General features: G+C 33.2%; 19 protein-coding genes, 1 tRNA gene and 5 pseudogenes. 12 read left to right on the top strand and 13 right to left on the bottom strand.

Features of this window, described 5'->3' with window-relative positions:
* Window positions 1-29 precede the first annotated feature (29 nt).
* Both tatA and OOK99_RS02955 read right to left on the bottom strand, forming a co-directional pair.
* Window positions 30-197: a twin-arginine translocase TatA gene (gene tatA / locus OOK99_RS02960; RefSeq protein WP_006013840.1), complete on the bottom strand. Its 168-nt coding sequence runs from the start codon at window positions 195-197 to the stop codon at window positions 30-32.
* A gap of 140 nt (window positions 198-337) precedes the next feature.
* The gene (locus OOK99_RS02955; RefSeq protein ID WP_264720133.1) at window positions 338-1075 is read right to left on the bottom strand and encodes an ABC transporter ATP-binding protein; all 738 of its coding nucleotides are present in this window, start codon (window positions 1073-1075) and stop codon (window positions 338-340) included.
* A gap of 151 nt (window positions 1076-1226) precedes the next feature.
* Here OOK99_RS02955 and OOK99_RS02950 point away from each other — a divergent pair.
* Window positions 1227-1300 (top strand) — tRNA-Arg (locus OOK99_RS02950).
* A 66-nt stretch (window positions 1301-1366) separates the two neighbouring features.
* Here the strand turns inward: OOK99_RS02950 and OOK99_RS02945 are convergent.
* Window positions 1367-2719, bottom strand: coding sequence for an ankyrin repeat domain-containing protein (locus OOK99_RS02945; protein WP_264720132.1), 1353 nt, complete (start codon window positions 2717-2719; stop codon window positions 1367-1369).
* A gap of 113 nt (window positions 2720-2832) precedes the next feature.
* Between OOK99_RS02945 and glpX the strand changes: the two genes are divergently transcribed.
* The 3 genes from glpX to OOK99_RS02930 all read left to right on the top strand — a co-directional run bounded on the left by glpX (window position 2833) and on the right by OOK99_RS02930 (window position 5324).
* A complete protein-coding gene (gene glpX / locus OOK99_RS02940) occupies window positions 2833-3756 on the top strand; it encodes a class II fructose-bisphosphatase (RefSeq protein WP_264720232.1) in 924 nt (307 codons plus the stop codon).
* A gap of 145 nt (window positions 3757-3901) precedes the next feature.
* The gene (locus OOK99_RS02935; RefSeq protein ID WP_264720130.1) at window positions 3902-4078 is read left to right on the top strand and encodes a hypothetical protein; all 177 of its coding nucleotides are present in this window, start codon (window positions 3902-3904) and stop codon (window positions 4076-4078) included.
* A gap of 19 nt (window positions 4079-4097) precedes the next feature.
* Window positions 4098-5324: a hypothetical protein gene (locus OOK99_RS02930; protein WP_264720128.1), complete on the top strand. Its 1227-nt coding sequence runs from the start codon at window positions 4098-4100 to the stop codon at window positions 5322-5324.
* A gap of 7 nt (window positions 5325-5331) precedes the next feature.
* On the opposite strand, the gene ychF is transcribed toward OOK99_RS02930, so the two are convergent.
* A complete protein-coding gene (ychF, locus tag OOK99_RS02925; protein WP_063630449.1) occupies window positions 5332-6426 on the bottom strand; it encodes a redox-regulated ATPase YchF in 1095 nt (364 codons plus the stop codon).
* 90 nt (window positions 6427-6516) lie between these two features.
* On the opposite strand from ychF, the gene OOK99_RS02920 reads away from it, so the two are divergent.
* From OOK99_RS02920 to OOK99_RS02910, 3 genes and pseudogenes are all read left to right on the top strand, one after another.
* Window positions 6517-7656 (top strand): hypothetical protein, encoded by a 1140-nt coding sequence (locus tag OOK99_RS02920; protein ID WP_264720127.1) that lies wholly within the window; start codon window positions 6517-6519, stop codon window positions 7654-7656.
* 479 nt (window positions 7657-8135) lie between these two features.
* On the top strand, window positions 8136-8921 hold the full coding sequence (locus OOK99_RS02915; RefSeq protein ID WP_264720126.1) for a hypothetical protein: 786 nt from the start codon (window positions 8136-8138) through the stop codon (window positions 8919-8921).
* 108 nt (window positions 8922-9029) lie between these two features.
* A pseudogene (locus OOK99_RS02910) lies at window positions 9030-9862 on the top strand (helix-turn-helix domain-containing protein); the annotation flags it as partial.
* A gap of 115 nt (window positions 9863-9977) precedes the next feature.
* On the opposite strand, the gene OOK99_RS02905 reads toward OOK99_RS02910, so the two are convergent.
* From OOK99_RS02905 to OOK99_RS02890, 4 genes and pseudogenes are all read right to left on the bottom strand, one after another.
* A protein-coding gene (locus OOK99_RS02905; protein WP_214303219.1) for an IS3-like element ISWpi17 family transposase occupies window positions 9978-11092 on the bottom strand; the annotation gives its coding sequence in 2 pieces (ribosomal slippage) (window positions 9978-10819 and window positions 10819-11092; 1116 coding nt in all).
* Window positions 11093-11140: 48 nt separating this feature from the next.
* The gene (locus tag OOK99_RS02900) at window positions 11141-11257 is read right to left on the bottom strand and encodes a PAAR domain-containing protein (RefSeq protein ID WP_264720125.1); all 117 of its coding nucleotides are present in this window, start codon (window positions 11255-11257) and stop codon (window positions 11141-11143) included.
* Between the two features lie 47 nt (window positions 11258-11304).
* Window positions 11305-11769, bottom strand: coding sequence for a phage baseplate assembly protein V (locus OOK99_RS02895; protein WP_264720123.1), 465 nt, complete (start codon window positions 11767-11769; stop codon window positions 11305-11307).
* Window positions 11756-11956 (bottom strand): annotated as a pseudogene (locus tag OOK99_RS02890) (hypothetical protein); the annotation flags it as partial. The pseudogene OOK99_RS02890 and the gene OOK99_RS02895, both read right to left, overlap by 14 nt.
* Before the next feature lie 82 nt (window positions 11957-12038).
* Here OOK99_RS02890 and tnpA point away from each other — a divergent pair.
* A pseudogene (gene tnpA, locus OOK99_RS02885) lies at window positions 12039-12457 on the top strand (IS200/IS605 family transposase).
* Between the two features lie 144 nt (window positions 12458-12601).
* Window positions 12602-13348 (top strand): annotated as a pseudogene (locus OOK99_RS02880) (IS5 family transposase).
* 667 nt (window positions 13349-14015) lie between these two features.
* On the opposite strand, the gene OOK99_RS02875 reads toward OOK99_RS02880, so the two are convergent.
* Entirely contained in the window at window positions 14016-14447 is a 432-nt protein-coding gene (locus OOK99_RS02875; protein ID WP_143689087.1) for a hypothetical protein, read from the bottom strand.
* Between the two features lie 425 nt (window positions 14448-14872).
* On the opposite strand from OOK99_RS02875, the gene OOK99_RS02870 reads away from it, so the two are divergent.
* On the top strand, window positions 14873-15631 hold the full coding sequence (locus tag OOK99_RS02870) for a hypothetical protein (protein WP_264720121.1): 759 nt from the start codon (window positions 14873-14875) through the stop codon (window positions 15629-15631).
* Here OOK99_RS02870 and OOK99_RS02865 read toward each other — a convergent pair.
* Window positions 15588-16599, bottom strand: a protein-coding gene (locus OOK99_RS02865; RefSeq protein ID WP_264719384.1) for an IS630 family transposase whose coding sequence is annotated in 2 segments (ribosomal slippage) — window positions 15588-16136 and window positions 16138-16599 — 1011 coding nt in all. Because the reading frame shifts where the segments join, the coding sequence is not laid out codon by codon here. The genes OOK99_RS02870 and OOK99_RS02865 overlap by 44 nt on opposite strands.
* Before the next feature lie 178 nt (window positions 16600-16777).
* On the opposite strand from OOK99_RS02865, the gene OOK99_RS02860 reads away from it, so the two are divergent.
* Both OOK99_RS02860 and OOK99_RS02855 read left to right on the top strand, forming a co-directional pair.
* Entirely contained in the window at window positions 16778-17410 is a 633-nt protein-coding gene (locus OOK99_RS02860; RefSeq protein WP_264720120.1) for a hypothetical protein, read from the top strand.
* A gap of 48 nt (window positions 17411-17458) precedes the next feature.
* Window positions 17459-18573 (top strand): IS3-like element ISWpi17 family transposase gene (locus OOK99_RS02855; RefSeq protein WP_214303219.1). Its coding sequence is split into 2 segments (ribosomal slippage): window positions 17459-17732 and window positions 17732-18573, totalling 1116 coding nucleotides; the frame shifts between segments, so codons are not numbered across the junction.
* A 433-nt stretch (window positions 18574-19006) separates the two neighbouring features.
* Here the strand turns inward: OOK99_RS02855 and OOK99_RS07140 are convergent.
* From OOK99_RS07140 to OOK99_RS02845, 3 genes and pseudogenes are all read right to left on the bottom strand, one after another.
* Window positions 19007-19148: pseudogene (locus OOK99_RS07140) on the bottom strand (IS3 family transposase); the annotation flags it as partial.
* A gap of 73 nt (window positions 19149-19221) precedes the next feature.
* Entirely contained in the window at window positions 19222-19629 is a 408-nt protein-coding gene (locus OOK99_RS02850) for a nucleoside deaminase (RefSeq protein WP_010404879.1), read from the bottom strand.
* 17 nt (window positions 19630-19646) lie between these two features.
* Complete coding sequence (locus OOK99_RS02845) at window positions 19647-19931, bottom strand: hypothetical protein (protein WP_264336759.1); 285 nt, start codon at window positions 19929-19931, stop codon at window positions 19647-19649.
* Window positions 19932-19941: the final 10 nt, after the last annotated feature.

Genomic DNA, 19941 nt, shown 5'->3' with positions numbered 1-19941 from the left:
TAAAGTGCGTGTCACGAAACATAAGGAAGCTAACGATCTGGTTCATTAGATGACAGTTTCTCTGAATCCTTAAGTTCTTGTTTAAGGTTTTTAATGCCTTTGCCTAAATCACCCATAACTTGTGGTAACCTACCTGCACCAAACAGAACTAAGATTATTATTAAGACTAGAAACAGCTGCCATGGACCTAAACTCATTTGTACCTCCGTTGAAAATATTAACTTTTAGGTATTAAAACTTGACTGAAGCCAAGTGATACATAAATTATATCACTTTTATTGAATTATAAATCAAGAGTTTTTAATTATCTTATAATAGTTTTATCCTAACATTAAGTTTAGTTTAGCTGTAGAGTAAAAGGAAGCTCACTAAAAAATTTTGCTAACGTATCATCTTTAGGTCTGTGGTATATGTAGCTAGGAACTCCTGATTGAATAATTTTACCATTTTTCATCACGTAAATAAAATCTGCAACTTTCAACGCTTCTTGCGGGTCATGAGTTACCATGAGTACAGGAATATTTTTGCTTCTAAAAAGTGACAATATATGGTGCCTTATTCGATATTTGAGCAGTATATCTAAATTAGAAAATGGTTCATCGAGCAAAACAACATCAGGATTTTGCGCCATTACTCTTGCTATTGCAACTAATTGTTGCTGTCCTCCTGATAAAGCATGAGGGTACATGTTTTCATATTTTTCTATATTAAATAGCTTTAAGATTTCCAATGCAGTAAGGTATTTTTCTTTCTTAGAAGTACTGCAAATAGCAAAAGTTATATTTTCTATTACTGTTTTATGAGGAAATAATGCAGAATGCTGAAAAATCAATCCGATATTTCTACGCTCTATAGCAATTGACACTTTGTTACTTGCAACTAATTTATCATTTATAACAATGGTTCCAGATTTTGGATTTTCTATTCCTGCGATTAATTTTAGAATTGTTGACTTGCCACAGCCAGAATGACCTAGTAAACAGGCAACACTTCCTTTCTTCACTTGAATGTTGATGTTGCTTAAAGCAAAGCCATCTTGATTACTATAAAAGTAATTAATATTGTTAACTAGCATTAATCTTTCAATTGGAATCGTATTATTAAATATAACAGTATTACATTCAAGAAATACAGAAATATTTTTTATTATTGTGAATTAATTGTACAGGGTGCCTAGAAAAATGCGAGACTTTTTGCTATAATTTTGCATAAATAGCAGAAGACATGGGACTATAGCTCAGTAGGATAGAGCGTTGGATTCCTAATCCGAAGGCCGTGCGTTCGAATCGCACTAGTCCCACTTAATTTTGATAAAGTGGTTTAACAATCAAGAAATTATAATTGGTTTGAAAAGTGATTCTAGGAGCTAGATTGCATGGTTTCTCAAACTTGAATTTACAGGTTCAACCTTATTTTCTCTCATTTCGCTGTAACTTGGAAGTGTAAAATTTTTTACATGTAATCCAGTTGCCATTACAACTAAAATAGCTAGGACACTGCAAACTAATGCACCAGCTAAAGATGGAACCGTCACAGCAGCAGCAACAAACAATCCTGCAATAACAACTCCAACAACATCACTCCTTAATGAGGTGTAAAAACTCTCCTTACTTTTTTTGTATTTAGTTTCTTTTTCATGTGGTGGAGAAAATTGAGCCTCTACAAAGCCGTTAGCTTTCTTATCATTATTTGGTGTGACAGTTGGGCCAGTCCTTGTTGATACAGGTGCTTCATTTTTGTTATTATTACCATTAGTACTAACTGGAGGCGCTGTTGCTACAGATCTATTACCAACGTTTCCATTACTGCTGCAAGGTTTTGCTCTATTTTCTTTTACATTAGGTGTTTCTGGTGTAATAAAGTTTAAAAGCACCTTAGTAATTTCTTCTTGTGTATTATTTATAGCCAACTCTAAAGCTGCTTGTCTGCTTTTATCATTTACATAACTTAAAAATGCTTCAACTTCTTGAACATTACCTTGGATAATAGCAAGACGCAGAGCGTTAAATTTTTCTTCTTCATTAAATTTACCACTATCCAAGAGTATCTTTATAACATCAGCTTGTTTATTTATTGCAGCTGTACCCAACACAGTTTTGGAAGCAGTATCTTTAAAATCGATTCCGATATTTAAATTTGTGAGTAACTCAACAGTCTTTAAAAATATACTACGATCTTCGGTAATATAAGGTCCTTCTGAACGGACAGCATAATAAAGCAAGGTCCAACCATCTTGGTTTGTTATTTTTATATCTATTTTCTCTTTTTTAAGCTCATTACTAAACTCCTCAGCAGTTATATTAGAATTATTAGTTACAATTTTCCTTATCTTATTGTATGACATAGAAAATTGATCATCTTCATTTTTGTTGCTAAGTTCTGCTCTATCTTCTTCTACATTAGGTGTATTTTGCTCTTCCTTTTCCTTGTTTTCATCAGCAGTTACTTGTTCTTGCTCAGGAAGCTTGAATCCATTTTTAAGGAAAAATTCCCTAACACGTAGGTAGTCATTTTCATATGCAAGTTTTAAAAGTAAATCTCCTAATGAATTGTTCCCTTCGCATTTACTTTGCAAATCAATGTCTTTAAATTTAGCCTTTCTTCTTAACCTATTTTGCAAGCTTTCAAGGGTGATTTTATTGTTGTACCTATTATCATTAATTAAAAAGCTATCTGCATCTAGACATAACTCTCTGATGTCCTCCTTACTGTACAGCATAATTAAACCTACTATTACGATGTTTTATTATATCAATTCCATCAAAATTAGTCAAGTAATCTTGCAGTCTCAAATGGCATGATATATATTGATTTATGATTCTCGAGTAAATGATGGAAGATTTAGCTTATAAGTTAGTGAAAGTAACCGAAGCTGCAGCACTTGCTGCATATAAATTGGCAGGCCTTGGTGATGAAAAAAAGGCCGATCAGGTTGCAGTTGATGCAATGCGTACGGTGCTAAACTCAATGGAAATAAATGGTACAATTGTGATTGGGGAAGGGGAGAGGGACGAAGCACCGATGCTATATATCGGAGAAAAAGTTGGCACAGGAAGTGGCCCTGACATTGACATCGCTGTTGATCCACTTGAGGGCACTACAATTTGCGCTCACTATAAACAAGGGGCAATGTCTGTTCTTGCTGCAACAAAAAAAGGTAATTTTTTACATGCACCTGATGTTTATATGGAAAAGATAGCAGTGGGAAAAAATCTCCCAGAGGGTGTAGTCTCACTAAAAAATAGGATTGAGAAGAATCTGGACAATTTAGCCAAGGCAAAAGGATGTAAAGCAAGTGATCTTATAGTAACTGTACTTAAACGTGAAAGACATGATGAATTAATAGCAAAAATTAGGAAGCTAGGAGCAAAAGTGAAATTAATAGATGATGGTGATGTTGCAGCCATAGTTTCGCTAATAAATGGCAATCACGATATGTATATCGGCACAGGTGGAGCTCCAGAAGGAGTGCTTGCAGCAGCAGCGCTAAGCTCAATCGGTGGGCAGATAGAAGGAAGATTAATATTTGACATGGATCAATTAAAAGAAAGAGCAAAAAATTTGAATATCACTGACCCAGAAAAAATCTACACCGTGAAAGACATGGCAAGAAGTGAATCAGTGTTCATTGCAACTGGAGTAACAAATGGAGAGTTTGTGGATGGAGTAAAGTTTGACCAAGATATTTGTCTGACTCATTCATTAATAATATTGCCTGGTAAAGTAATAAAAATACAAACAAAATCAATATCTTAAACATTTGTCATATGCTGATTATAAAATTTTTATAGAAGGAAGATACTTATAATTGTCTTAAAAAATGAATTTACATATTAATTTTAGCTTTACAACATTTGGCATTAAGTTATAATTAAGCTTATTTCCGTATAAGAGGTGTGAAATGATTGGTCGCATTTTTAATATTTTCAGTAGTGAGGAGAAAAACTCACCGCCTGAAAAAAATAATAATTCTTTCTCTAACAGCACAGAAAGTTTATTAGTCCAATCTACTAAAAAAAATCCTCAATTTGATGATCAAAGTAGAGCTGACGCGTCTCCTCAAATAAATCTTCTTTAGTGAGGATGATGTAAAAAACGTGCTCCAAGACTTCGAAAAATTGGATTATAATGATAGTAAGTGTTTTAACAAAATAGCAGAGAAGTATAAAAAAGAGAGAGGCCTTTTTGACTATGTAGTGTTAAGCAAGCAAAAGGAGATAATCAATATATTAGATAATAAGCTTCCTGATCTCAAAGGACAAGAAGAGTTTAGAAAAAGATTGGGTGAGTATATTTATTCTAGGATTAAAGATGGAATGAGTTATGGAGAAAAGCTCCAAAGTACACTTCAGTTTCTTAAAGGTAAGGTAGAAGAAGTATTATCAGATTTTAAAAATTTGAGATTCGATTTTAAGGATAATAAATGTGAAGACCCTAATGATTATGTAAATTATAATAGCGGCCGGCCGGCAGATCCATTTGATAAAATAGCAAATTATTATCGAAGAAAAAGGGATATTTTTCTTTTTAACTATGCGATATTGAGTCAGCAAGAAGAAATAATGAATATATTAGATAAGAAGTTTACTAATGAAGATCAGAAAAAGAATTTTGAAAATAGGTTAGGTAGATATCTTATTCGAATTGAAGAAGGGATGAATGATGCAAAAGAATTTCTAAAAGAAGATGGTCTAGTAGGCTTTTTTGATGGACGTTATTGGCCAGGCGAAAATGCAGAAGTTAATCATTATGATAATCTTAGTGTAAATATTATTAAACCTGAAAAGAGTTTAGAAACAAGCCATCTTTTCACTGACAAAATTGAAAGGATGAAAAGAAATAAAAATGAGGTAAAAAGAGCAAAAATATACAGCGATGGTAAACTAATTGTAACGATTGAAAAGAATGATAAGCAACAAAGAAATTACTGTTTTGAAGAAAATGCAATATGCAACATCAAAGTTAGGTGGAGTGCAGAAGATGAGAAAGGTAATTCTGTTAACTGCTTTATTAGTTTAAATGTAAATTCTGGTGAATTTGAGATTGAGAAGGCAACTATTAATGATGAAGATGTTGAGCTAGACGAAATTTTGAAATTAGCTAAGCAAAATAAGGATATGCTTATAGAAGGTGAAGCTTTGTACGAATTTTTAGAAAGAGATCTGGAGCACGTACTATGTGAGGAGAAGAAGAATGTACAACCACAGAAAAAAGAAGTTGTTACAACACCTAGCTCCATTCTCCATGATGTGGAACTAGATGAGGTCAGCGAAGAGAAAGATATAATAAACAGAGGCCGTATTCCCTGGTTTTTTGGTAGTTAGATGTATACTACACATTAAACCTAAAGTGCATTATATCACCATCTTGCACTATATAGTCTCTGCCTTCGAAGCGAATTTTGCCTGCATCTTTACATGCTGATTCGCTTCTATATTTTACATAATCTGCAAAGCTTATAGTTTCTGCTTTTATAAAGCCTTTCTCAAAATCAGTGTGAATTACACCTGCTGCTTTGTCAGCTGTTGATCCTATCTTTATTGGCCATGCCCGTGCTTCTTTTGGCCCTACAGTAAAAAAAGTTATCATACTTAGCACTTCATACATAATACGTGCTACTCCATCAAGTCCTGATTCTTGCAAGCCAAATTCTGATAAAAAACTCTGTTTTTCTTCTTCGCTATCAAGATTTGCAATATCTGCTTCGAGTTTTGCTGAAATACAATAAAATTTGCTTTTATTTTCCTCTGCCATTTTCTCTACCTTTTTAGATAATTCATTACCAGTTATAACATTTGTATCCTCAACATTGCAGACGTACATAACAGGCTTTGTTGTTAGCAATTGAAGCAACTTCATTTCATCTTCATCAATATGCTCTAAACTTCTTGCAGGCTTGCCAAGTTTTAAAGTAGCTAATACCTCTTGCATTAATTCAAGTTGTCTCTTTAGCTCTTTATCACCTTGCTTTGCTTTTTTTTCAAGTTGTGGAAGCCTTTTTTCTATGCTATCAATATCAGCTAGAATTAATTCCATTTCCACTACTTCAGCATCTGATATTGGATCTACAGTGCTGTGTACGTGACTGATATCGTCATCCGTAAAGCATCTGAGCAGATGAACAATGGCATCAACTTCTCTGATATGACTCAAAAATTTATTTCCTAGTCCTTCACCCTTGCTTGCACCCTTAACCAGGCCTGCAATATCTACAATTTCTAATTGGTTGTAGATTACCTTCTCTGAACTGGCAATTGCGGCAATTTGTTTCAAACGCTGATCTCGTATTGGCACTTTGCCAACATTTGGCTCGATTGTACAGAAAGGATAGTTTGCAGCTTCGGCTGCACTTGACTCTGTAAGTGCATTAAATAAAGTTGATTTTCCTATGTTTGGCAGTCCAACTATGCCACAATTAAAGCTCATATTCACTATACAAAATTATAATTATTGCATAGTTCAAGAATTTCTGCTATACTTAATTAGTTACTTAATAGCTTAAATTAAGGTAAAGATATGACTATACCTGAGGAACAGAAATTAACAACTTATTTTGAGGCTAGTGCAAGAAAGTTCAAGACTTCAGAAGTAGTTAAGTATAATACTGCAGGTGATGGCAATTGCTTTTTCCATGCAGTGTTTGGTGACAACAGCTCTGGTATATATAAAGCTGAAAGAGCACAAGATATGAGAATGGAATGGCACAAATTTTTAAGTCAATTTACATCTTTAGATGATGTAAGTATGCCAGCTCCTTTAAGAGCTCAGCTAGAAAAGGTTTTTAATATGTTTCTAAACAAGCCAGGGGGTCTAACTGGTAAGTCTGATAAAATAGAGAAGTTGGTTGAGCAAACAAACAGGAAAATTGAAAATGCTGAAGATAATGTGAAGAGGTTAGTAAGTAAAGCTATTAGCAAACTTAATGTGTCGCATAATCAAGCTATGCTTAATTTAAAAGAATATGCTGAGGCTCTTAATGGCCATGGTAAAGATGAGTACGGTGCCCAATATAACAGTGAATTTATTACACATTCATTCCTTAATAACTCTGAACTCTACCAAGCCTATCTAGAAGCAATAAAAGGTCAAAGTTATTTTATTTTCATTGAAGAAGCTAGTATATTAGCTTCTTTAGCTAACATTGAAATTAATGTCCATTGTGAAGTTAGCGGTAGAGAGAAGCAACAAAAGTTTGAACCAAAGCCTGAAATGATAAATGATGATGAAATGAATAAGTTCTTGGGTCGTGATGGTTATAAAATAAATGACGAGTTATGGGGTAGTAAAGAGCGAGAAACAATATATCTTGAAGGAAACCATTACTCTAGAGCTAAAATTGTAACTCAAGAGTTAATAAAACAGCAGCAGGAGCACGAAGACTTTCTATTCGCAAGAGAACTTCAGATAGATGAAATTTTGGAGTATTGTAACCTTTCAAAGGATATCTCTGAGAGAGCAGAGGTTGAGAAGAGGTTTGATAAGTTATTGGCAAAAAATGCTGATGGAAAAATTAGTGATGTTGTAGGGCAGTGCATTAATGATGTACAGCAAAGTATAAAATGCCTTGAGGAGCCAGTCTTATCAAGAAGGTGCAGTGTGGAAGAAGCACATGTAAAGAAAGCATTTCATCAACAACAGCAAATACTTGCACATTAAATTTTCATGGCCCCATATATTTCTACATGGGGCGTTCTATAAAAATTTTTCAATTTATACTGAACAAATTACAAGAGTGTGGTTATGCTTAATTAATGATTTATTGATACTTTTATTGGTACAATAATTTAATATCTAGAGGGGTAAAATTATGAACTTAAATTAACAATTACTAATAGATTTACATGACATCGAAGTCAATACAATTAAAAAGGAAAAAAACTTTGATTTTAGAACTGCTTTAATACAACTCTTCAAGTCTTTATATGAATTATTAGGGAAAAAGCAAAGCACTTCTAAAATAGACTTAGCTAACGCAGCAGAAAGGGAAAGTAAAAGACTAGGATTAGAAGGTAGATATGACTGGAATGAAATTTTTGATTTAGAGAAAGAAGTTACTGAAAAAGCAGAAAAACAAAGTGATAAAGAACAAAAATTAAACAAATTTGACAACTTTTATGTAGGACAGGCAATCAGTAATGGAAGCTGTTTTTTTCGATTCTTTCAGGCAGAGTCTAGAACAGCAAGCAGGAATACAGGTTACTGTAGAGCAGTTAAGGAATGACTGTAAGAGATTTGCACAAGACAATCCTTCAGAGTGGTTTATAAGTAAAATTGGCAATGATTTTGATGAGGTTGAAGGTGAGTTCATAAATCGTGGAATTACGTGTGACCAATATATCAATCGCATTGAAAAGAATGAATTTTGGGGGCGTACCGATATTGAAGGTAGAATACTTTGTGGGAAGTATTATGTAAAGTTGCATGTTGTAGAGAGTAATCCATTGATTATTACTGATAATCAACAAGATCCGTTCTTGCATCAATTAATAGATAGTTTAGGATCAAAAAATGCAGGTGAGTATAACAGGGTAGATTATAATGACAATAGTGTCTTACATATAGTAAATAGTGGACATGCCCATTTTGAACCACTGCTTAATAGATTAGCAAAACAAACGCAAGAACAACTGTTTGCAAAGCAACTTCAAGAGCAAGAAGATCTTATCTACGCACAGCAGCTTCAAGAAAGAGAAGATTATTCACTAGCAATGAAATTTCAAGAACAAGAACAAAAAGATTCTTTGTTTGCACGAGAAGTTCAAGAGCAAGAAGATCTTATCTATGCAAAGTGGCTTCAAGGGCAGGAGGAAAAGTTTGCAAGACAACTTCAAGAGCAACCTCTCGCACAATCTCTTAACCCAAGATGTAGTATGGAGGAAGTAAAAATAGAAGATCAGCAGCAACAAATAATTGTAAAATAATAACTCTATGGTTAATGTGCGAAGATTTAATTGTAATAGTTTAGACTTGATCTGACAGATTAACAAAGTAAGATAAAAATATAAATAAATTTTAAAGGAGTGTCAGATATGAGTAAAACACAAGAAAAAATACTAAAACCAAAGTTGGGGTTGCTAGAACTTGCAAAGCAATTAGGAAATGTATCACAGGCGTGTAAAGTAATGAAGGGATACATTTTACCGCTTCAAAGAGCTGTATGAAACAGGAGGGGAAAAAGCATTATACGAGATAAACAAAAGCAAACCATTACTTGCCAATAGAGTACCAAAGGATACAGAAGAAGCAGTAGTTAGTAGAGTTTCCAGCATATGGACAAGATAAGGTCAATATGGCAAACTCGAAAATTTTAAAAAGAGGTTGAAGGCGCTGGAAGCAAAGGTGGTCCAAGACGGTATAATTTTAACAGAGGAGCAAGTTGCTGCTTTAGAAAAAACTAAGGAACAAAAAGAAGCCAATGGCGAAATTGAGACACAACACCCTGGATACTTAGGTAGTCAAGATACCTATTATGTAGGCAATATCAAAGGTATTGTATCAACAAACTTTTATTGACGCCTACTCTAGAGTGGCTTTCGCTAAGCTTTATACGGAGAAAACTGCTATCACAGCTGCAGATCTTCTCAATATACCATTTTTTGATGAACAGAAAGTTCCATTGCTACGCATTTTAACTGATAGGGGTACAGAGTATTGTGGCAAACCAGGGAATCATGCGTACCAGTTATATTTGGGAGTAGAAAATATTGATCATTCTAGAACCAAAGCTTATTCTCCACAGACTAATGGTATATGTGAAAGGTTTCATAGAACTATGCAAGATGAATGTTACAATATTATCTTCAGGAAAAAGATTTATAGTACTTTGGAGGAGCTTCAGTTAGATTGGCTGCATTCTTACAACAGAATATAATGCACCCATTTGTCTAGACCATTTTTTTCAAAGTGATCCGATTTTTAAAATGAATATGTTGATAAATACGTCGACACACATTTAAAGTATTTATCAATATATTCATTTACTGTTTATGATAATAAAGATCAGCAGGAACTTTATAATGTAGAGTCTGATGTCGCCTTCTATAGTTATACCAAGCAACAAAATCATTTATTATAAGATTTAAATCTCTGATACTATTTGGTCTATAATAATATATAGCTTCTTGCTTTAAAGTTCTCCATAAGCGCTCAACAAATATATTGTCGAAGCAACGTCCTTTATGGTCCATACTGATTTTAATATTAGCACGCTCTAATTCCATAATAAAGTTGTAGCTAGTAAACTGCACCCCCTGATCACTATTAAAAATCTCAGGTTTACCTTGTTTTAGAGCTTCTTTGAGAGTATAAAGGCAAAATCCAGCATCGAGATATGGTGATAATGAATGAGCAATAATATAGCGACTATACAAGTCCATTATTGCCACAAAATAGATAAACTTACCTTCTACCATAATATATGTTATATCAGTAGCCCATACCTGATTAACTCTACAAATAATCAAATCTTTGAGTAAATAAGGATATATTTTATGCTTTTTTTCTTTAATACTTGTATTACATCTTTTTCTACAATACAGCCCACTAATCTTCATTTTTTTCATAATTCTTAAGATTTTTTTGTGATTGACTACTACTCCACTCGCTATGATTTCAGCAGTAATTTTACGATATCCATAACGGCAATCAGAAGCCAAATATACTTCTTGAATCAAATTTGCTACTTCACTTTCGTTATTAATTATAGGCCTATAATATAGGCTAGATCTGCAAATCCCCAATAAATCAGCCTGTTTCCTAATTGACAGATCAGAATCTTTTTCTATAAACCTTACTCTATCTTTTTTGCTTATTTCAGTAATTTTTTTTTCAAATAGCTATTTTCCACTGTCAATTCTCCTATTACTTTATGTAAACTTTCTATTTCTTGCGCTAAGATTCTTTGTTTTCTCGCACTTTCACTTTCTTCAACAAATAGGTCTTTTAACCTTGCCAATACTCTATCACGCCAATCATATAGATTTGTTGATGGTATTTTATATTCACTACATATCTCAGCTGTGCTTTTTTGATTTTTTATTGCTTCCAAAGCTATCTTTGCTTTTAACTCTGGTTCATATTTTTTTGTTGCCATACTTTTACCCCTTTACCTTCCTACTCGGATCAACCATTTTTTTTTGGTCTAGTTTATGGGGTGCATTATAGTTTCCCCAATAGTCAAGATGTCACCCTTACGACAAGCAGGTCTACCATTAACAAATACATCTTCACTCCCGCTCACACAGACATGAATCGGCATACCTGTACAATGATCTCCTATGCAAACAACTGCTTTACTCATATATATCAATTTAAGTCTATTCTTCTTGCTTTTAATTTAATACTACCTTTTGTCATTTCTATACTTGATCCCCCAGCCTTAAGTGTTATTTTGTCCACTACTTCAATCTCTAAATGATGTTTCCCTTTATCATATGTAAACTTCGTCCCATCTTGAAATTTTACACTATTTATTTCTTTTTTATTCTCTGGTGCAGGGTACTTCTCCTGATATATTCCTGGTAATACTACTCCTAATAATAGTTCACCAAGAGGAGAAAATACCATAACTTGTTCATTAATATCTGGAGGAGACCAATCTCTATCTTTTCCTGCTTTGCTTGTTATCCATGGCAACCAACCTGTTAAAAATTCTCCTATTTTAACTCTTACTTTTGCTTTTTCATAATCTATTTCTTTAACTAAGCCTATATGAATAATGTTTGCTAGCTTCCTATTTAGGTCTGAAATCGCGAAACTATGGTCTAACATGCACTTCACCTATCTCAATAACATGTGGCATTATGCCTGTTGACCATACTGATTTACCCGCGTGTACCTCATGAAACCATTCAACTAGCCACACAAGATAAGCATCTAGTTCTGGCCTAAATCCGTCAATTTCCGCAGATATAAATTCTCCCGGTGAAACATTTTTCATATTCCAAGTATTTTTATTGTTCCAAATTTGGGAGAAAAACCCTGGACTTGAAGTCCATCCTTTTAAGAATATAATTTTAAGGTAAAAAGTCTGAAAGAATGTGGAATATTATAGAAAAAGCAGTCACTCTGTATATGAATGTACATATCACATAGTGTGGATAACAAAATATCGATATCCAGTACTAGTTGGAGATATTGGACAGAAAGCTAAAGAAGTTGTACAAGAAGTATGTACAAATAATCAAGTAGAAATTATCAGAGGTAGAGTTGCGTCAACATGTATACGTTTCTGTACCCCCATACTTAAGTATTAGTAAGTTAGTGCAGTTAATAAAAGGAAAAAGTTCCAGAAAAATCCAGCAAAACTTTCCAGAGCTAAAAAAGAGATACTGGGTTGTGGGCAGTAGGCTACTTTGTCAGGACTAGCGGAAATGTAACTGACGAAATGATAAAAAATTATATTGAAAATCACTCTAAAAAAGAAGATAAATTTGGTGACTTTCAAGTCAAAAGTTAGCATTCTATGCTCTCTCTCAATCTTTGGATTTTAATCCATAGTGGTTGAATTACTACTCTCGCAACCTCAGCAGCTAATGTTCTAAGAGCCTGTACGTGATCTCTGAATATTGTAAGATGAGGTATAGCTGATATGAGGTAAACTATGAGGAATACATATCCAAGCGACATAAGTTGTAAAAAATTCGAAAAGATTAGACCAATTTTAGAAAGTGTGCGAGAAAAGACGAAGCCAAGAAAATTGGATTTATATGAGTTATTTTGCGGTGTGCTTTATGTGCTAAAAAGTGGCTGTCAGTTGCGAATGCTGCCAAAAGAGTTTCCAAAATGGCGCAATTGTTACGATTACTTCAAGATATGGAGTAAAAAACCGAATGAAGATAGAAAAAGTGTTCTAGAAATTGTCTTAAAAAAAATTAATTGGAGAGGTTCGTTCCAACAGTGATCAGAATACCAAAACAAGCTTCTGCATCATTGATGCCCAAAATGTAAAAAATACCGATATTGCTGAAGAAAAAGGTTATGATGCTGGCAAGAAAATTTCAGGAATAAAGCGTCATATTGCAGTAGATACGCAAGATTTACCACATGCAATTTATATTACTACAGCTAATATCGGAGATCGTAATGCTGCTGTAGAGATGATTTGTAAAGCAAGGAAAAATCTTTCCGAAGTTCAAAATATACTAGTTGATGCAGGTTATACAGGAGGAAATTTTGCAACTCAAATAAAAACGACTATTGGTGCAATTGTTGAAGTAATAAAACGAAGTGAATTACACACCTTTGTTGTATTGCCAAAAAGGTGGGTTGTAGAGCGTTCTTTTGCTTGGCTGGAAAAGTGTAGACGATTGTGGAAAATTGCGAGCGAAAGCTCAATACTAGCCTATAAATGGTCGTTCTTGCTTTTACTGCTTTGCTTCTCAAAAGATTATGAACAGGCTCTAAGAACTTTTTTAGTCAAGTATTGGTTTTCATTCCAACAGATACAACAACAGGCTATACCAATATTCTCATATGGTTGTTAAACCAAATGGAATTGCCAACAACCCAATTTCCTACTTGATACCTTGCCATCGTGTTACTCGTAAATCTGCCGCTGGAGAGTAGAACGTAAGAATTGCTTATGAATTCACCTTTATGCGGCATAATATCGATTAATCTTTTCTTTAATTTATTTTTCCAACCTTTCAATCATTATCTTTAATCAATTATATTTTGCCATTTTATAGATTAAAAAAATTTAACTTATCCTTTTCAAATAATATTAGCATGACTTACCTTTTTTTGGGGTCTAGTAATTCTCTAGGAATTGTCTTCTTGAATTCTATGGTATTTTGTTTAACATTGACGCATGAATCTGGGATCCAGAAATTTTAAGTAAGCACGCTGAGCTGGTTGGCATAAAAGTAGTTGCTTTATGTTAAAATTAATATTTTTGACTAGATTACATGCAGAGCTGGATCCCAGTGTCACGCATTGGGATGATACCCTTATACTTGACTGGCTATAACACTTAAGAAGTTTAATGCCAGAAACCAGGTTATACAACGGATACTTCATCTGCCTTTTCCTTTATGTTTACCCTTAGTTGAAGACTGAGCTTTTATAAATAGCTCCCAAAATCCTTTTTTATCACCTTCTCTGTGTATCAATTGTGCAAAATGCTTCATTAAACCACTACCCATCATAACCATCTTTGTCCATTTACCTAGCGGCTTTGTTATATCAACTATTTCTAGATCTTCTTTGTAAACTTGAATATCTTTTTGCTTCTCGCTTAGCATTTCCTGTTGTTTCATCAACTCTTTTTGCTTATTTTTTTGATATAATTCATTAAATCTTCTATTTTCTTCCCATTCTTCTTTGAGAACTTTTAGAGGAAATATAATTTTTCTAATGTGATTTTTGTATATTTTTCTCAAAAAGAGAAATACTGCAATTACAGCAAGTAATATTGTACTATATGTAATGATTTGTCCGAACGGCATTTTTATACTCAGCTTATTGGCAAGCGGTATTTACAATTATACCATAACTATAGAAATTTTACAATTTTTTTCTGGATAAAGATAGTAGACTAAAAATTTCTAAAGAACAAAAGCAACGTATTTACGTACAGGCTATCAACTACTACACTCAAAACTGACAAGTGATTAATCATTGGAGAAGGAATCACGGCTCTCTAATGAATAAAGATGGACTGTGTCAAGCTGGTGAGTAAGGTGGAAATTGAATAATTGTTGGTTATCATGCTAGATCTAAAATATAAGTTATAAAATTTTTAATCATTTTGGCTTATAATAATTTCTGAGTTAACCTGAGATTTCCTGAACTGTGGTTTCTTTTACCCATGTTGAATTCTCAGCTTTTATACTCTAATTTAATTCCAGTTTTGACTGTATAGGAGGTCACAATGTCAAACAATATCTATAGCGATCAAGTTAATAATAGTAATTTATATGCCAACAAACTTTTTTATGGTGAAGAGGGTGAGCAAGTCGAAAATCTAAGAGATCAGGTTGCGGGAGAAGAGGATGCTGTGGAATCACAAAAAGAAATTACAAAATTAGAAGAAGAAGTTGATAAGTTAAAAAAACAAGTTCAAGAAGAAAGAAAGAATGTAGAGGCAGAATTTAAAGGTAAGTTAAAAGAAGCTGAGAATGAAGCAAAAGCAGAAGTTGATAAATTAAAAAAACAAGTTCAAGAAGAAAGAGAGAAGGTAGAGGCAGAATTTAAAGATAAGTTAAAAGAAGCTGAGAGTGAAGCAAAAGCAGAAGTTGATAAATTAAAAAAACAAGTTCAAGAAGAAAGAGAGAAGGTAGAACAAACTAAGAATGAAGCTGAGGCAGCAAAAGAGGAAGTTTTGAGGTACAAAATTGAACAGGAGAAAGAAGAAGTGATGCAGAGTAAGATTGAAGGAGTAAAAGAAGAACTTTTAAAGTGTAAAATTAACATGGCAAAAGCAGAGACTGAGTGGTATAAAAAAGCAGCTGAAGAATGTAAAAATGAGAAAAGAATCGGTACAGATAAACCTAGTATTAAGGTAGGGAATGAAAATGATAGAGGCAAACATGTTACCAATGAAGGAGGGAATGAAAATGATAGAGGCAAACATGTTATACCAATTCTCATTGTTGTGGAGTCAAATAGGAAACAGAGCAGAGTTGTTTAATTGTAGAAGTAGCAAGAGAGGTAAGAAATTTGCATAAAGTGCTCTCAAGCAAAGCAATAGTACTGTATATTTTATTGCGCAAAATGTTCTGTTTTATATATAACCAAAGCCTCTCAACAGGATTAAGTTCAGGTGAATATGGAGGTAGGTATATAATCTCAATGTTTTTAGGTACCTTTAAATTTTTTGACTTATGCCAACTAGCACAGTCCATAACAAGAACAGCTTCTCTTGTCCCTAGATATTGCAACATTTGCTCAAGAAATATATTCATGCAATCAGTGTTAACATTTGGTGCAAATAAGCTAAAACTCTCTCCATTTTTAGGATTAACTGCACTGTAGAGATAAAAATTATGCCTACCTAACTTTATTTTAACCCGAGTTCTAGTACCTTTTTTAAACCATCCATGCCCAACTTTCGAATGTGTGCCAAACCTTGATTCATCAAAGAAAAATAGCTCTTTTTCAGGATACTTTCCAATAACTTCATTGAGATTTTTTTTTGAATTCCTCTTGTTTACTTTTATCTTGTACGTTGTGTACTGGTCTTGGTGTAATATATGAAAATTTCATCTTTTGCATATGGCGGTGTACTGTAGATTTGCTAATATTTAAGTCGAACTTTTCCTGTATTCTTATTCTCATTTCTTTAATGGTAATATTAGGGTTTTCTTCTATCCATGCTTCAATTTGCTGTAGTTGAGCCTGATTTAATTTAGTTTTTCTTCGGCGTGATCGAGGAGCAAACAGTTTTTCTTCTCTGCCAAATTTCAAGAGTTTTATCCACGAAGTTAGTGCCTTTCTTGAAATGCAATATATTTTTGCTACAGACGTTATACTGTACTTTTTTGCTGCAATTACAGCGTTTAGTTTTTTTGAAACATATGCATTATTCCTTACTTTCTTCAGCATCTCTTTTGCTGATTTTACTACTTCTTCATCCAATAATTTTGATCTGAGTGCCATTTATACCTAAACTATTTCACTTATTTCATTATGGCTTTTCTTCCATTATTGTCTATCTGTTTCCCGTGTAACGGGAATTGGTATTACCAATGAAGGAGGGAATGAAAGTGGAGAAATTACATCTCGAGAAATAACACCAGATCTTAGCCTGCCAGGAATTTGTGGGCCTCATGCTCATTTGTATAAATCGAATAATAAGATAGGTTGTCAAGGTTTTAATACATCTGATTTATTAAAAGAACTCTATCCTGAGATGTATAGTAATTCTAAAATTTTGCCATATATAGAAAAGGGATCAGAGGGTATTTATAGTGCAGTAAATTTTAAATTTGCCTTTACTGATACTATTAGTTCAGCAGCCAACTTTGGTAATACGAAATGTCTTAAATGTATTGATAGTCCACAAGAGTTAGCTTGTCAGGACGAGAAGGTTAAGAGTTTCTGCCAATCTGGCAATGATTATGCTAATAAAGAATTAAACAAGAATTTTTTTTCTAGAGAATCATGTCCTGATCTCATCAAAGACCCCAGTGGAGCAAGTATTGTGAAAGCAAAACAAGTTGCACCATTGATACTTGTTAATACCTCAGGACAAATGATAGATAAAGAGGGCAATAATACTCAAGTACAATATAATTCATTAAAGCCTTATCTAAAGCTTAATGGTAAAATCAGGGACTGTGGAAATGATCAAAAGTGTAAAGATTATAATGCAATTATGGAGAAAGTTGCATGGGATAGTGATAAGGAAGTACTATTAAAAGCTGTCTTTGATAATGTGCAAAGAACTATAATGCACCCCATAAACTAGACCAAAAAAAAATGGTTGATCCGAGTAGGAAGGTAAAGGGGTAAAAGTATGGCAACAAAAAAATATGAACCAGAGTTAAAAGCAAAGATAGCTTTGGAAGCAATAAAAAATCAAAAAAGCACAGCTGAGATATGTAGTGAATATAAAATACCATCAACAAATCTATATGATTGGCGTGATAGAGTATTGGCAAGGTTAAAAGACCTATTTGTTGAAGAAAGTGAAAGTGCGAGAAAACAAAGAATCTTAGCGCAAGAAATAGAAAGTTTACATAAAGTAATAGGAGAATTGACAGTGGAAAATAGCTATTTGAAAAAAAAATTACTGAAATAAGCAAAAAAGATAGAGTAAGGTTTATAGAAAAAGATTCTGATCTGTCAATTAGGAAACAGGCTGATTTATTGGGGATTTGCAGATCTAGCCTATATTATAGGCCTATAATTAATAACGAAAGTGAAGTAGCAAATTTGATTCAAGAAGTATATTTGGCTTCTGATTGCCGTTATGGATATCGTAAAATTACTGCTGAAATCATAGCGAGTGGAGTAGTAGTCAATCACAAAAAAATCTTAAGAATTATGAAAAAAATGAAGATTAGTGGGCTGTATTGTAGAAAAAGATGTAATACAAGTATTAAAGAAAAAAAGCATAAAATATATCCTTATTTACTCAAAGATTTGATTATTTGTAGAGTTAATCAGGTATGGGCTACTGATATAACATATATTATGGTAGAAGGTAAGTTTATCTATTTTGTGGCAATAATGGACTTGTATAGTCGCTATATTATTGCTCATTCATTATCACCATATCTCGATGCTGGATTTTGCCTTTATACTCTCAAAGAAGCTCTAAAACAAGGTAAACCTGAGATTTTTAATAGTGATCAGGGGGTGCAGTTTACTAGCTACAACTTTATTATGGAATTAGAGCGTGCTAATATTAAAATCAGTATGGACCATAAAGGACGTTGCTTCGACAATATATTTGTTGAGCGCTTATGGAGAACTTTAAAGCAAGAAGCTATATATTATTATAGACCAAATAGTATCAGAGATTTAAATCTTATAATAAATGATTTTGTTGCTTGGTATAACTATAGAAGGCGACATCAGACTCTACATTATAAAGTTCCTGCTGATCTTTATTATCATAAACAGTAAATGAATATATTGATAAATACTTTAAATGTGTGTCGACGTATTTATCAACATATTCATTTTAAAAATCGGATCACTTTGAAAAAAATGGTCTAGACAAATGGGTGCATTATAAACAACTCCTTACTCTTATGATAATGAGGTTAGTTCTTTTCCCATTGATAATGAGTTGATATAAGAGAGAATGTTCTCTGGATTTTTTAGTTCAGAGAACACTTTTGTAGAAAAATAGAGTTGGTGACCTTACTCAAAAAAAAGTAGAGAAGAAGTTTTTGTTGTGAGAATAAATTTAGCAGAGTTTATAATATAATATTTAAGTTATTTATGATAAAAAATAGATTTTTTGCATAACCAGCCAGTCTGGGATTTAGCAAGAAAATCTAGATTCCAGCGTTACGCGCTGAAACTCTTTAAATTCCAGTAGTGCAAGAAATCTAATTTCTACGTATTCAAATATGGAAGTTCTAGTTTGCTGAACAGAACGTTGAGAAGTATCAATAAGAAGCTCCCTTTTGAGTAAACTTTTCTGCAACGGAGTTATCGTAATAACATCCCTTATGTACGTTGCATGAGCAGATTGGTCAAATATACGAAAGAGTTATAATACAGATTTTACTCAAAAAATATTGAAACAATCTCACACATCTTAAACTAAGTTCTCAATTTCTCAAAGAAATCTTTTAATAAAAGAGAACATTTTGTTTCTAATATTCCACCATAAACTTCAGGTATGTGGTTACAGAATTGAAATATTCTAGTGCCGTTTTCAACTCCTCCACCTTTGGGATTGTAAGCCCCGAAGTACAGACGTTTAATTTTTGCAAAAGAGATAGCTTGAGCGCACATCGGGCACGGCTCTAACGTTACGTACATTTCAGCTTCATAAAGCGTGGAAGTTGAAAATGCTTGTCTAATTGTTAACATTTCTGCATGTGCAGTTGGATCATTAGATATATTGTGTGCAGAGGAGATGATATTGTTTCCATTAACTATTACAGCACCTATTGGCACTTCGCCATCTTTCTGAGCAAGTTTTGCTTGCTCTATGGCAAGTTCCATGTATTGGTACTTAAACATTAGGTGCTTGGGTAAATATAATTTTCTTTTCTTGGCTTTTCTAGGTTATAGAATTCACTAAGGACTGTTGTCCTTTTTACAAGGCTATCTATTTCTTGCTTTAAATATTTTTTTATTTCTTCTACCGATTTCAGTTCGTTTATAGCTACAATTACTTCTTCCATTATATCCTCTATAATTTGATCCTCCTCTAATTTATATATTATTTGTTCTACATGCCTATTCAATTCCTCGAAGGTCGCAGATCCATATGTAATGCTATCTTTACTGTTTCTTAGTAACATTTTTTACCTC

The organism is Wolbachia endosymbiont (group B) of Eucosma cana, assembly GCF_947250645.1.
Lineage (GTDB): Bacteria > Pseudomonadota > Alphaproteobacteria > Rickettsiales > Anaplasmataceae > Wolbachia.
Note: the sequence above shows the minus strand (reverse complement) of the source record. Positions and strands in the feature narration are given on the sequence as shown.